Origin of the sequence: Flavobacterium sp. Root420 (genome assembly GCF_001427905.1) — a bacterium.
Classification (GTDB): domain Bacteria; phylum Bacteroidota; class Bacteroidia; order Flavobacteriales; family Flavobacteriaceae; genus Flavobacterium.
The window spans coordinates 167,031-181,043 of record NZ_LMEF01000032.1; the positions used below are offsets into that span (position 1 = coordinate 167,031).

A 14,013-nucleotide genomic window follows, 5' to 3' on the forward strand; every position below is an offset into this window, starting at 1 on the left:
AATCAATAAAAAAACATTATCCAATATATAATTAAACTATATTAAATTGCTAATAACGAAAAAAATAGTAATTTGTACGCTTATGTTTTAAAGTATACTTAAATTTGCAATCCAATTTTTTAACAAATAATAAAAGAATATGTATCATTCAAAAATAGCGGGCTTAGGTTATTATGTTCCTTCAAATGTTGTGACCAACGATGATTTGTCTAAGTTAATTGATACCAATGACGAATGGATTCAGGAAAGAACCGGAATTCAGGAGCGCAGACATATCATTCGTGGAGAAGATACCACAACTTCAATGGGAGTAAAGGCTGCTAAAATTGCAATAGAACGTTCTGGCGTAGCCAAAGAAGATATTGATTTTGTCGTTTTTGCAACATTAAGCCCAGATTACTATTTTCCAGGTCCCGGAGTTTTAGTGCAACGCGATTTAGGATTAAGAACCGTTGGAGCATTAGATGTTCGAAATCAATGTTCTGGTTTTGTTTATGCAATTTCTGTTGCAGATCAATACATTAAAACCGGAATGTATAAAAACATTTTGGTAATTGGTTCTGAGGTGCATTCAACAGGATTGGACATGACAACTCGTGGACGCGGAGTGTCGGTAATTTTTGGAGATGGAGCAGGAGCAGCCGTTTTAAGTCGTGAAGAAGATTTATCAAAAGGAATTTTATCTACACATTTACATTCAGAAGGTCAGCATGCTGAAGAATTAGCTTTGCAGGCACCGGGAATGGGAGCACGTTGGGTAACTGATATTATTGCTGATAATGACCCAAATGACGAAAGTTATTATCCATACATGAACGGACAATTTGTATTTAAAAATGCAGTCGTTCGTTTTGCAGAAGTAATCAATGAAGGTTTAGAAGCAAACGGTTTGCAGGTTTCAGATATTGATATGCTGATTCCTCATCAGGCGAATTTGAGAATCTCACAATTCATTCAGAATAAATTCAAATTGACAGATGATCAGGTGCATAATAATATTCAGAAGTACGGAAACACAACTGCAGCCTCTATTCCAATTGCTTTGACAGAAGCTTGGGAACAAGGCAAAATCAAATCGGGAGATACAGTAGTTTTAGCGGCTTTCGGAAGTGGATTCACCTGGGCGAGCGCTATTATTAAATGGTAATTTAATTCATCTTACATTATATTTAAAACCTGCTCTGTTAAGAGCAGGTTTTTTTATAATTTAGTGGTTTGTAGTTTTTGAGAAAATATAATTTAATCAAAATGAAAAAAAATCAACTCGAAATAGCATGTTTCAACTACGAATCGGCAATAATCGCGCAGGAAAATGGAGCGGACCGAATCGAACTATGTGATAATATGCAGCTTGGCGGAACAACACCTAATCCAATCTTAGCGGTTAGAGTACGCGAAAAATTATCCATAAAAATGCATGTCATTATAAGGCCTCGTGGTGGAAATTTTGTTTATACAGATGATGAGTTTGTCGAAATGAAACAAGATATCAAGCAATTTAAAAAACTTGGAGTCGATGGGTTTGTGTTTGGAATTTTAAAGGAGAATGGAAATGTCAATAAAAGACGGAATAAAGAGTTAGTTGATCTGGCTCATCCGCTTTCGTGCACTTTTCATCGTGCTTTTGATGTGGTGAAAGATATCAGGAAATCCCTTAAAGATGTAATTGATTGCGGCTTTAATACCATCCTGACTTCTGGTCAGGGAATAAATGTTGAAGAAGGAATATTTGATTTAGAAAAAATTCAGAAATGGGCTAAAGACCGAATTGAAATTATGCCCGGAGGTGGTCTCAGATCATCTAATATTAAATTATTACAGGAAAAACTGGAGCCAACTTTTTATCATTCATCGGCAATAACAGATAATACGGAAACTGCAAATCCGGAAGAAATAAAAGAATTACGAAATTTTTTATAAGCAGTTTATAAAATAGAAAAGCCTGGAGTTGGCATACTCCAGGCTTTTCTTTTCTACAAGAACTATTAAAATCTACTAATAAAAGTGGGATTAAAACATTCCACCACCACCTTTGTTAGTGTTATCTTCTCTTTGTTTACGTTGTAAGCTTTTGATTTTTCCACCACCAAAGTTGTAGGTTAAACCAACATACACCGTTTGACTTTCCCATGTAAACTCACCCGTTTGAGGATAAGGATAAATTCCGTCAAAAGAATATTTCATGGTATTGAACACGTCATTGAAACGTATACTGATGTTCATCTTGTTGTCTAACAATGTATAACGCGAACCAATGTCCATTTTGTACATTTCATTTCTTTTTTGTTGAATTTCATTAACCGGTCCTCTGAAAAAACCGAATAATAAAAAGCTTAAACGTTTTGTTGGTTTGAAATTTGAGTTCATACGAGCATTAAATGCTGAAGTTGTAACACTTCTTTGAAGTGGTGAACTTGTACCTGTTGCAGGATTAAATTCAAAAACGACACCTTCCTGGTTTATGCTTGAAAAATCAATAGAAGGCTGGATATCCCACCATTTTGTAAGTTTATAGTTAAGAGAAACATCAAAACCATAAGAACTGTTGTTATCAAAATTAGTGAAACTTAAAACTTGTTTGTATCCTGAAGGATCATTTGGATCAGGACTTAAAGTTCTGCTGATTTGATCATTAATGCTTCTTACGAAAACACCTGCAGTTATACTTCCTTTTTCAAGGGTTTTAGTATAATTCATTTCGACAGAGTTTGTAAACTGAGGTCTTAATTGAGGATTTCCGTATGATGTTATTAATGGAGTAGAAAACTCACGAATAGGTTTTGTCTGCTCTAAACTTGGGCGGTCAACACGACGGCTGTAGCTTAATTGCAATACATTTTTCTCATTTAAATTATACGTTAAATATGCTGATGGATATAAAGTAATATAGTCATCATCAAATTTTGTGTCGCCATGATTTAAGTTCGCAGCAACTTTATAACTCTCAAAACGAGTTCCTAATTGGTAACTGAATTTTTTGAATTTCTGACCAAAAGTTACGTAAGCTGAATAGATATCAGTGTCATACGTATAATTAGAAACCTGATCTTCTGTAGCAACTAAAGGATTGCCGGTATTATAATTATTATTTGATCGTGTTATTCTCGCTTCAGCACCAGCTTCAAGAGTGGTTTTGTCGTTTAACGGATTTACATAATCAACATTGATTGTGCTTAATTTTCTTTTATCCCCAATAAAATCACTGTACACGATATCATTCGTTGTATTGTCAGGTCTTGTTGTTTGCGTGTCGAAACTAGCATTTTGCGTTACTTTAGTATCACTATAGTTTCCTTCAAAATCTAAAGTATGTCCTTCTTTTTTAAAGATGTGTTTGTAAGCCAAGTTGTAAGTTCCGGTTTTGCTTGGGCCGTGGTATCTTGAATTTTGATATATGTTTAAAATGTTTGGATCGCCATTGTTATAATCGATATCAGTTAGTACAATTCCAGTTCCGGTTGATTTATTTTGATTGGTATAAAAAGACAAGGTATTATGGTCATTGATTAAATAGTCCATCCCCACTTTATACAGGTAATTATCATTATCGTTCAAAATATCTAAGTTTTGATTTACATCCTGATCTAATCTTCTGATATGGCCTTCATTTTGATAAGTTCCGAAATTTTGTCCTACATTCCCGAAGAAATTTACTTTTCCGGTTTTATAATTCAAATCTAATGACTGATTGTATTTTGCCGTTTCTCCAAAAGTAATACCGCCACTATAGCTTCCGTTGAAACCAGTGTTGGCATTTTTGTGTAAAATAATATTGATAATTCCAGACATTCCTTCCGGATTGTATTTTGCACTCGGATTTGTAATCAACTCAATTTTTTTGATAGAAGTTGATGGAATTTGTTTTAACAATTGTGCAGGATCAATATTTGAAGGTCTTCCGTCAATTAATACACGTACATTGTCGTTTCCACGAAGTGAAAGTTTTCCATCCTGATCAACGTTTACTGATGGAATATTGCTCATAATATCAGATGCAGAAGCTCCTGCTGTTGTCAAATCTTTTCCGACAGTGATTACTTTTCGGTCAATTTTTTGTTCCATTGTCGAACGTTCAGCTACAATATTTACTCCTTTCAACTGAGTAGCTTCTTCTTCAAGAGAAATATTTACAGTTGCGGTTTTTTTATTGTCGCTTAAAATTACAGAACCAATGTATTTTCTAAATCCAATGTATTGAATTTCGATCGTATAACTTTTTAAAGCTAAATTTTTAATTGTAAAGTCACCATTGTCATCTGTATTGACTCCAGAAACTACCTTTCCATTGTCTTTGATAGAAACTGTTGCGTAAGAAATTGGCGCGTTATTCGATTTTTCGGAGATTTTTCCCGACACTGTTCCCGTGTTTTGGGCCTGAGCTGTTGCGATTACTCCTAGTAATGCGAACAGAAAGAATTTTAATTTCATAATAGTACTAGTTGATTATTTTGATTTGATTGATGATGATTGTTTTTTGTTTTGTTAGATTTTTTTTGGCTTTAAATGAATTCAAAGTTCCTATTAAGACTCTTTTATTGTGGATATGTTACAGAAAAAAATCAAAAAAATATCTTTTTATTTTATGAGTGCTGTTTTATAGGAGATTAGCGTTTTAATTTTTTGATAATTTTAACATTAAAAACCAAATGCTTTTTAAGAAATTCTACGTGTTTTATTCAATTTTATATGTTTTTCATTTTCTGTAATTGATGAATAAGCAGTATCTTTGCTCACTTTAAAATAAGTTTACATGTCATTATCACAAATTCTTACACCTTCTATACAAAAAGCAATACAAGCATTATTTGATGTTACTGTTGATAAAATTGAATTTCAAACTACCCGAAAAGAGTTTGAAGGCGATATTACAATGGTAATTTTCCCATTACTAAAAGTGATCAAAAGCAATCCTGCAGAACTTGGAAATAAAATCGGAAATTATTTAGTTGAAAATGTTTCTGAAGTGGCCCGCTTCAATGTGGTTTCGGGTTTCCTGAATATTGTAATAGCAGATAGTTATTATTTGAATTTCTTTAATGAAATAAAAGACAATACAAAGTTTGGATATGTAACGCCAAACTCAGAAGATAAAGCAATAATGGTGGAGTATTCTTCACCAAATACAAATAAGCCTTTACACTTAGGGCACGTTCGTAACAATTTGTTAGGATATTCTGTAGCTGAAATTATTAAGGCATCAGGTAAAAAAGTATACAAAACTCAGATCATCAACGATCGTGGAATTCATATCTGCAAATCGATGTTAGCCTGGGAGAAATTCGGAAGGGGAGAAACTCCTGAAAGTACGGGTTTAAAAGGAGATAAATTAGTTGGTAAATATTATGTGGAGTTTGATAAAGTTTACAAAGCACAAATTAACCAATTAATCGAAACCGGAAAAACCGAAGAAGAAGCAAAAAAACAAGCACCCATTATTGTTGAAGCACAAGATATGCTGAAGAAATGGGAAGCTGGTGACGATAAAGTAATCGAGCTTTGGAAAATGATGAACCAATGGGTTTATGATGGTTTTGCTACAACGTACACCAATCTTGGAGTTAATTTTGATCGTTATTACTACGAAAGTAATACCTATTTATTAGGAAAAGATGTGGTTCAGGTTGGACTTGATAAAGGTGTCTTCGAAAAAGATCCTGATGGTTCAGTTTGGATTGATTTGACAGATGAAGGTTTGGATCGTAAAATCGTATTGCGTTCTGACGGAACTGCGGTTTACATGACACAGGATATTGGAACTGCTATTCAACGTGTAAAAGATATGCCAGATGTTGGCGGAATGGTTTATACAGTAGGTAACGAGCAGGATTATCACTTTAAAGTATTATTCTTAATCTTGAAGAAACTAGGTTTTGATTGGGCTTCAAGCTTATATCATTTATCATACGGAATGGTTGATTTGCCTTCCGGAAAAATGAAAAGCCGTGAAGGAACTGTTGTAGATGCTGATGATTTGATGCAGGATATGACCGATACAGCAAAACAAATTTCTGAAGATTTAGGAAAACTGGATAGTTATTCTGCCGAAGAAAAAACAAAACTATATAAAACAATTGGTCTTGGAGCTTTGAAATATTACATTTTAAAAGTAGATCCTAAAAAACGTATTTTATTTAATCCTGAAGAATCTGTTGATTTTGCCGGAAATACAGGTCCGTTTATTCAATATACTTATGCGAGAATTCAATCAATTATCCGTAAAGCCGATTTTGATTTTTCAGCAAAAACAAATACAGAAGAGCTTCATGAAAAAGAAAAAGAATTGGTAAAACAAATCGAACTTTTTCCGGAGGTAATTCAAAATGCTGCCCAAAATCATAGCCCGGCTTTGATTGCAAATTATACGTATGATTTGGTAAAAGAATATAACTCATTCTATCAATCCGTTCATATTTTAGGAGAAGTTGATTTGACGAAAAAGATTTTCAGAGTGCAGCTTTCTCAAAAAGTGGCTGAAGTTATAAAGTCTGCTTTTACATTATTAGGAATTGAAGTTCCGGAGAGAATGTAAAATAGGTTTCAGAATTCATTCGATAAACGACAATAAAAAAAAGCCGATAGTGTTAAAACTACCGGCTTTTTTACAACTAACACAAACCATTTTATTTCACGAACTTGTCGATAATTTTGTCTGTTTCTGCTTTTGAAGCGTCTGGTTTTAAATCAAACAAAAGAGAATACAACGCTTTTCTATCCACTTTAGCTTCTAAGTTTAAGTCCTGGTGTCTTTCAAACAGCGTTTGCCATTTGTCGCGAACGTTTTTCCAAAGAGCATTGTTTGCTGCCCACCATTTTTGACCAGCGGCACATTTACTGTCCGGCACTTTAGTGTAAACATCAAATCCTTTTTCCTGAGCTAACAATACGTCTTTTCCGCTGTCATCTCTAACCAATTTGTCATTATCTTGTTCATGGTTCCATCCTGTAGAAGTGATTTCATGAATGTTTCTTCTTTTTAAAACATTGTAGTCATTACGTTTTGTTTGCTCTCTTCTTGGCAGAGGAGCATCAGCAACGTTTGCCCAATAATCTTTTCCGTCAACATGTACCCAGGTTGATGATCCTTCGTATCTTGGACTATCATCTACCTGATATACTTTTTGAGTCCACTGTCCTTTTACAGCTTTCTTGTCTAGTTTTTTGTATTTCCAGGATGTTCCTTTATCGAATGAATATAAGTCTGTGTTTTCAAAAAGCCAGTCTTGTCTCCAATGTTTGATGATCATATCATCGCTTACAATTAGTAAGTGCTGCATCACAATTTTGTTTGGTGTGTCCTCCAATAATTCAACCCATTCCAAAGCAGATTCATGTTTAGTCTCAGATGGCTTGTAAGTAAGAGTATCTTTTGGATATTGAAATGTTTCAGTAAAATTAAATTTCACTTCATAACAACCACACATTGATTTGATCGATTTGATGTCTTGTTGTTTTTTATCCTGGCTAAACCCAAGAGTACAAGTCAAAGCCGTTACGGCTGAAATGAAGAGGCTTTTTGTAATCATAACTTATTATTTTGTTTTAAATTATTTTTGCAAATATATAAATTTTATTTAGAACAAATAAAAATAGTTGTATATTTGCGGTATTATTCAGACTCAATAAAAATAATGAAAATTAAAATTAGCTTGTTTACCTTACTTGTTTGTTGTCAAATTTCTTTTGCACAGAAGAAAGATTCCACAGCTGTAAATAAACTTTCAGAGGTTGTTGTTACCGGACAGTTTGAACCTCAATCCATAAAAAAATCAGTATTTAATGTTCGTGTTATCTCCAATCAGGATATTCAAAATTTAGCTGCCAATAATTTATCAGACGTTTTAAATCAATATTTAAATATTACCGTTACGCCAAGCGGAACAAGCGGACGATCTACGGTTTCGTTATTTGGGTTAGATGCACAATATTTCAAGATTTTAGTTGATAATGTTCCTCTGATAAATGAGGCAGGGCTTGGTAATAATATAGATTTATCTCAAATTAATCTTAACGATGTTGATCATATTGAAATTGTTGAAGGTTCAATGGGAGTGAGTTACGGAGCTAATGCAGTAAGTGGCGTTTTAAATATCATAACAAAAAAAACTTCAAAATATAAATGGGGAATTACAGCATTTATTCAGGAAGAAACGGTTAATAATGAGTATGCCCTTTTTGATAAAGGACGTCACATTCAGTCTTTCAGGGTTACTCATACATTCAACGATCATTGGTATGCCTCGGCCGGAATTAATCGTAATGATTTTCAAGGCTATTTAGATGATAAAAACGGAGTAAATTATGCTGAAAATGATGGTACTCGTGGTTACAGATGGCTTCCGAAAGAACAGTTAAACGGGACAGCAACAATAGCGTATCAAAAGAATAATTTTCGCTTCTTTTATAAATTCGAATTTTTAGACGAAGATGTAGACTATTACAATAGCACTGTTCAATCGGGTTATAATAGTACATTAGGTTCTTACCGTTATAGTGAAGATAGCAGGTATTTTACAAACCGATATTTTCATAATTTAAATGCAACAGGAAAGTTATTTTCACAATTAAATTATAATGTTTCGCTTTCGCATCAAAAACAACAACGAGATGTAGAAGATTTTAGATATTATTTAGCTACCAAAACAGAAGCGAATAATGTGACAGTAAAAGATCAGTCTATGGAAGTTCTTTATTCTACAGGAACTTTAAATAACTTCTTTTCAGATAAAACAATTGACCTTCAATTAGGATATGAATTTGTAAATAATCGTGGATATTCATTAGTTCAGGAAGCAAATAACATTTTTAGTCCAGTTCGTAAAACGCTTGAAAACTATGATTTCTTTGCTTCTTCAGAGATTATGGCAACTCATAAATTCTCGATAAGACCGGGATTAAGATTTTCTGCACAGTCTCAGTTTGATAATCAATACGCTTCATCTTTAGGATTAAGATATTTGTTTGATAAAGGGATTGAACTTCGCGGTTCTTATGGAAACTCTTTCAGAACGCCAACTTTTGACGAATTATATTCGAAACAAATTTTTGACGGACACTTTTTTACAGGAAATGAAAATCTAATTCCGGAAACAAGTACTTCTTATGAAACCAGTCTTAAAAAATTAACTTCTTTTTCATCTGGTTTGCAACTTTCAAACACATTTGCCGGAAGTTATTTAAATGTTGATGACCGAATCGGAATGGCTTTAGTACGATTTAACCCGGATACAGGAAACCCGGAATATCAATATATCAACATCAGTAAATATAAAATGTGGAATTTCTCAACTATGAATCAATTGAGAAAAGATAATTTCACTTTTAATTTTGGAGCAGCATTGATTGGAATTTCACAGAAAGTTGAAAATCTGGTGTTTTCATCAGATGATAAATTTCTGTATTCTTTCAACTTAAACGCAAGTTTTTCATACACACTTCCAAAATGGAAAACGATTGTTTCAGGATACTATAAATACAATGGCAAAACACAGCAATTTATTGAAGGTGCTTCATCTTATATTTTGTCTGAAGTTGCTCCAAGTAACTGGCTCGATGCTTCTATTCGCCAAAATTTCTTCAAGGATCATCTCGAAGTAACCGCTGGGGCAAGAAATATTCTTGATGTAACCAATGTCACTCAAACCGGAACCGGGAGCGCTGCAGGACACGCAGGGCCAGGAGAAGTAATGCTTGCCTATGGACGGTCCTATTATCTGAAATTAGCATATAACCTTAATCTTTAATATAAATACAAAATACAATGAAAAAGTTATTATTTTTATCAATCGCGTTACTATCACTAGCATCATGTTCAAATGATGACGATACTAAAGTTGAAATCCCAACTGTGGGAGCAACTTTATCAGCTTCTGTTGGTGGGGCAAATCAGCCAAATCAGGTTTACCTTGATTTAAGTTCTCAGGAGTCTAAATCAGTAAATAGAACTACTTGGGATTTTGGATTTTCTACAGGGGCAGAATTTAGAGTTATTTTAAACGGATCTCTTAAGATGGCTGTAAAAAAATTAGCTACTTCAGATATTACTTTACCTCAAACTAGTGATCCAAGTGTTTTAGCTATTGGTGGAGGAAATGCTGCGTCAAATGGATATGTTGACAATCCGACAGGTGTTTTGGAAGGAGCAGGAGCGGGAATTGGGACTGCAATTGCTGAAATTTCAGCTACAGATGATGATAACAAAGTATATTTAGTGAATTTAGGACTAGCGATTTCTACTAAACAACCAGGTGTTGGTTCAGTAGAGGTTGACGGGGAAGCAAGAGGCTGGAAAAAAGTTAGAATCTTAAGAAGCGGAAATGGATATAAAATTCAATATGCGGACTTAAATTCTGCAACTTTTACAGAAAAAACTATTTCTAAAGATGCGGCTTATAATTTCTCATACTTTAGTTTAACATCTGGAGCTACTGTTTCAGTAGAACCAGAAAAAGTAAAATGGGATTTAAATTTCACCACTTTTACTAATTACGTAAATATGGGTCAAGGCGAAGTTACGTATGGCTACGCTGATTTTATTACAACAAATCTAAAAGGGGGAACCAAAGTTTATCAAGTGTTAGTTACAGATGCTATTACTTATGCTGGTTTTACAAAAGCTTCTGTAGTTGAAGCTAATTTTACAGCTTCTGTAACAGATCAAAGAATTATTGGTGCTAATTGGAGAAATGGTGGTGGACCAGGTTCATTGCCAAGTATTAGAACCGACCGTTTTTATGTTGTTAAAGATACTGCTGGCAATTACTACAAAGTTAAATTCCTTACAATGACAAATGATGCAGGTGTAAGAGGAAATACTACTTTAGAATATGCTATCTTAAACTAAAAATATATCAAAAAAGCATTAAAAAATTACAGGAATATTTCAAACTCTGAAAGAATCCGAATTAAAAATTAGTTAATCATTAGCTTTGTTTTTTTTATTTTTTTTTGAGAGAGGTTAGATTTTATCTAACCTCTTTTTTTGTTTTTTATTTTAATTTAAAAAAGGGCTATAAATTAATGTTTAACCCTATATTTGTGCCTGTTTTTTTAATGTCGAATTAACAGGAAATTTTAATAAATTTCATATAAGCCATTCTTCAAATTATAAATAATAAGTGAATACAAAGTCCTATTTTTTTCAGTCTTTCGCAATTGTCGCGCTGGCATTCATCGCCTTTATTGGATTCAAACAAATTTTGCCGGATAAAATTTTTTCCGATAGTAAAATTGATTCTAAAAATGTACTAATTGATAGTATGCTTTTGGAATCTGTTGCCAATGACTCTTTATCGCTTGAAAGCGACAGTATTGCCGAAGCAGAGCAACAAGAAGCACAGCAAGAAATTGTTTTTGAAGATACAGAAGGAATCGAATTCCCTTCAGAAACTTTCGAAAATTATAAAGGATATCAATATTTGGTTTCGTTTTATGAAAAGTTATATCAACTGGAAAAGAATCCACAATCTAAAGTTCGAATTGCCTATTATGGGGATTCAATGACCGATGGAGATTTAATTGTTCAGGATGTTCGAACCAATTATCAGGAACGTTTTGGAGGGAATGGAGTTGGATTTGTATCTATAACTTCAGAATCTGCTGCATCAAGAGGTTCGGTAAAATCGGTTTATTCGAAAAACTGGAAAACACAATCCTATTTAAATGTAAAAAGACCAATAAGCCCTTTTGGAGTAAACGGTCATGTATTTTTCGCAAATGATAAAACCAATCCAACCTGGGTTCAATACGAAGCAGGAACGAATAAATATGCAACGACTTTAGATAATCCAACTTTGTTTTATGGGAAAGCAGGTAAAAGAGGGAATGTGAACTTTATCATTGGTAAAGACACACTCCGAAAAAATCTTGTTCCAAATAATTTGGTTAACAGTCTAAAAGTAACTTCAGGAAGTATAAAAGCATTCAAAGCTAATTTTGTTCATGCTGATTCTATTCCAATTTATGGTTTCAATTTCGATAACGGAAGCGGTGTTCATGTGGATAATTTTTCACAAAGAGGAAACTCGGGATTGCCAATTTCGATGTTTGATGCTGATGTAATGAGAACTTTCAATTCTTATTTAAAATACGATTTGATTGTTTTACATTACGGAACCAACGTTTTAAATTATGGAACCAAAAATTACCATTGGTACGAAAAAGGAATGAAAAAGGCTGTCAATAAAATCAGGGAATCTTTTCCGGGAGTTTCTATTCTGATTGTTTCGACTGCTGATAAATCAACAAAATATGAGTTGGAAATGAAAACGGATTCAGCTGTTGTTCCTTTAATGAAAGCGCAAAAAAGATACGCTTTAGAATCAGAATCGGGATTTGTAAACTTATACACTTTAATGGGCGGAGACGGATCTATGGTAAAATGGGTTGATGAAACTCCGGCAAGAGCCAATAAAGATTATACCCATTTTAATCAGCGTGGCGCGAAAGCAATCGGCAGATTATTATACGATCAATTGAATAAAGGTTACGAAGAATATAAAATCTTAAGAGAGAAACGTGATGCAACTTCCCGCCAGCAAAGGGCAGCACGAAAAACAAACACAGATTCTGTTTCTGTAAAAAAAGATAGTGTAAATGAATAAACTTATTATTTTCTTCTGTTGTCTTTTTTTATCTCCAAATGATAAAATAGAAAAGACGGTCTCACTTCCAATACCCAAACCTATGAGTACTAAAACTGATACAACTAAGATTGATTCTTTTTCTGATGATAGGATTTATAATGCAAAAGTTTTAGAAAGCATTTTTCAGAAATTAAATGAAAATGATGTACATCAAAGTCAAAAGATAAATATTGTTCATATTGGTGATTCTCATATTCAGAGTGATTTAATGACCAACGAAATTAGAAAAAACCTGCAACAACGATTTGGAAACGCAGGACGAGGTTTGGTTTTTCCGTATCAACTAGCTAAAACAAACGGATCTTATAACGAGCGTTTTCGTTCTAACAGAACCTGGGAAAGTTATCGAAACATTCATCCTCACAAAAATTACCCGGTTGGTTTAAGCGGCATTGGACTTTGGAGAGATAATGGCGGTTTTGCAGTGGAACTGAATGTGAAAGATCCTGCTTACAAATTCAATACAATTAAGATTATCACACCTCAGAATCAGAATATGTTTGATTTGGCAACGTCATCTCAAACCAATATTATTCAGTCGACGGAGCGAAAAGTAATTAAACATAAAATAAAAAAGGGTGAAGCAATTTCAACAATTGCGGATAAATATAATATTTCGGTTGCTGAAATTAAACAAGCAAATGGTTTGAAATCGAATAACATTCGTGCCGGAAGAACATTAAAAATTCCAACGAATGAAACAAAACCAAAAACGATCAAAAGTTCAGCGTTTGTTTCTTTAAATGTCGAATCCGATTCATTTTCACATTATTATAATTCGGAAAAAGCATTGGATAAAATCTTTTTGATTCCGAATAAAGACGCTTTAAAATTTGAGCTAAATGGAATTGTTTTAGAAAAAGATGCTCCCGGATTAATCTATAGCAGTATTGGTGTAAATGGCGCAAAATTTTCAGATTATAATAAATATCCCTTATTCTTTGAGCAATTAAAAACGTTGCATCCGGATTTGCTTGTTTTTTCGCTAGGAACAAATGAAAGCTACGATCACATGGAAGCTTCGGCTTATATTAAAGAATTACGCCAGTTTATAAAAAACATAAAAGATCAAAATATCAATGTTCCTATAATTGTGATGACGCCGCCACCTTCTTTGCTTAAAGCAAGAAGACCTAATGTTTACGTTCATGATTATGCAAAAAGTATCCTCGGAATTGCCAAAGAAGATGGTTTTGCAGTTTGGGATTTATATGATGAATTTGGTGGAATGGAAGGTGTCCGAAAATTAAAAGCGGAAAAATTAATTGGTCCGGATTATGTTCATTATTCTAAAAAAGGATACGAAAAACAAGGAAACTTGTTTACACAGGCGTTTTTAAAAGCATACGATAATTTTAAATTAAAAAATTAA

The 14,013-nt window shown here is 33.4% G+C and carries 9 protein-coding genes; 7 read left to right on the forward strand and 2 right to left on the reverse strand.

The features are described from left to right. The first annotated feature begins 139 nt into the window (after positions 1 to 139). Together ASC72_RS21095 and ASC72_RS21100 are read left to right on the forward strand one after the other, a co-directional pair. Entirely contained in the window at positions 140 to 1,147 is a 1,008-nt protein-coding gene (locus ASC72_RS21095) for a 3-oxoacyl-ACP synthase III family protein (protein ID WP_056195595.1), read from the forward strand. Between the two features lie 101 nt (positions 1,148 to 1,248). Then, positions 1,249 to 1,920, forward strand: a complete 672-nt coding sequence (locus ASC72_RS21100; protein ID WP_056195598.1) for a copper homeostasis protein CutC — start codon at positions 1,249 to 1,251, stop codon at positions 1,918 to 1,920. 90 nt (positions 1,921 to 2,010) lie between these two features. On the opposite strand, the gene ASC72_RS21105 is transcribed toward ASC72_RS21100, so the two are convergent. Continuing rightward, positions 2,011 to 4,428: a TonB-dependent receptor domain-containing protein gene (locus ASC72_RS21105; protein WP_056195600.1), complete on the reverse strand. Its 2,418-nt coding sequence runs from the start codon at positions 4,426 to 4,428 to the stop codon at positions 2,011 to 2,013. 322 nt (positions 4,429 to 4,750) lie between these two features. Here ASC72_RS21105 and argS point away from each other — a divergent pair, with 322 nt between their 5' ends. Then, entirely contained in the window at positions 4,751 to 6,529 is a 1,779-nt protein-coding gene (gene argS, locus ASC72_RS21110) for an arginine--tRNA ligase (RefSeq protein WP_056195602.1), read from the forward strand. Positions 6,530 to 6,620: 91 nt separating this feature from the next. On the opposite strand, the gene ASC72_RS21115 is transcribed toward argS, so the two are convergent. After that, positions 6,621 to 7,523, reverse strand: a complete 903-nt coding sequence (locus ASC72_RS21115; protein ID WP_056195606.1) for a DUF6607 family protein — start codon at positions 7,521 to 7,523, stop codon at positions 6,621 to 6,623. Between the two features lie 105 nt (positions 7,524 to 7,628). On the opposite strand from ASC72_RS21115, the gene ASC72_RS21120 reads away from it, so the two are divergent. From ASC72_RS21120 to ASC72_RS21135, 4 genes are all read left to right on the forward strand, one after another. Continuing rightward, positions 7,629 to 9,740: a TonB-dependent siderophore receptor gene (locus ASC72_RS21120; protein ID WP_056195610.1), complete on the forward strand. Its 2,112-nt coding sequence runs from the start codon at positions 7,629 to 7,631 to the stop codon at positions 9,738 to 9,740. A 17-nt stretch (positions 9,741 to 9,757) separates the two neighbouring features. Next, positions 9,758 to 10,840, forward strand: a complete 1,083-nt coding sequence (locus tag ASC72_RS21125; RefSeq protein ID WP_056195614.1) for an HmuY family protein — start codon at positions 9,758 to 9,760, stop codon at positions 10,838 to 10,840. A 274-nt stretch (positions 10,841 to 11,114) separates the two neighbouring features. After that, positions 11,115 to 12,599, forward strand: coding sequence for an SGNH/GDSL hydrolase family protein (locus tag ASC72_RS21130; protein ID WP_056195617.1), 1,485 nt, complete (start codon positions 11,115 to 11,117; stop codon positions 12,597 to 12,599). Positions 12,600 to 12,681: 82 nt separating this feature from the next. Beyond that, positions 12,682 to 14,013, forward strand: a complete 1,332-nt coding sequence (locus ASC72_RS21135; protein ID WP_241775771.1) for a GDSL-type esterase/lipase family protein — start codon at positions 12,682 to 12,684, stop codon at positions 14,011 to 14,013.

What these genes read in the sequence shown, in the direction of transcription:
- ASC72_RS21125 (WP_056195614.1), top strand. Translation starts at nt 9,758, where the DNA reads ATGAAAAAGTTATTATTTTTATCAATCGCGTTACTATCACTAGCATCA.
- ASC72_RS21115 (WP_056195606.1), bottom strand. Translation starts at nt 7,523, where the DNA reads ATGATTACAAAAAGCCTCTTCATTTCAGCCGTAACGGCTTTGACTTGT.
- ASC72_RS21105 (WP_056195600.1), bottom strand. Translation starts at nt 4,428, where the DNA reads ATGAAATTAAAATTCTTTCTGTTCGCATTACTAGGAGTAATCGCAACA.
- ASC72_RS21100 (WP_056195598.1), top strand. Translation starts at nt 1,249, where the DNA reads ATGAAAAAAAATCAACTCGAAATAGCATGTTTCAACTACGAATCGGCA.
- ASC72_RS21135 (WP_241775771.1), top strand. Translation starts at nt 12,682, where the DNA reads ATGAGTACTAAAACTGATACAACTAAGATTGATTCTTTTTCTGATGAT.
- ASC72_RS21120 (WP_056195610.1), top strand. Translation starts at nt 7,629, where the DNA reads ATGAAAATTAAAATTAGCTTGTTTACCTTACTTGTTTGTTGTCAAATT.
- ASC72_RS21095 (WP_056195595.1), top strand. Translation starts at nt 140, where the DNA reads ATGTATCATTCAAAAATAGCGGGCTTAGGTTATTATGTTCCTTCAAAT.
- argS (WP_056195602.1), top strand. Translation starts at nt 4,751, where the DNA reads ATGTCATTATCACAAATTCTTACACCTTCTATACAAAAAGCAATACAA.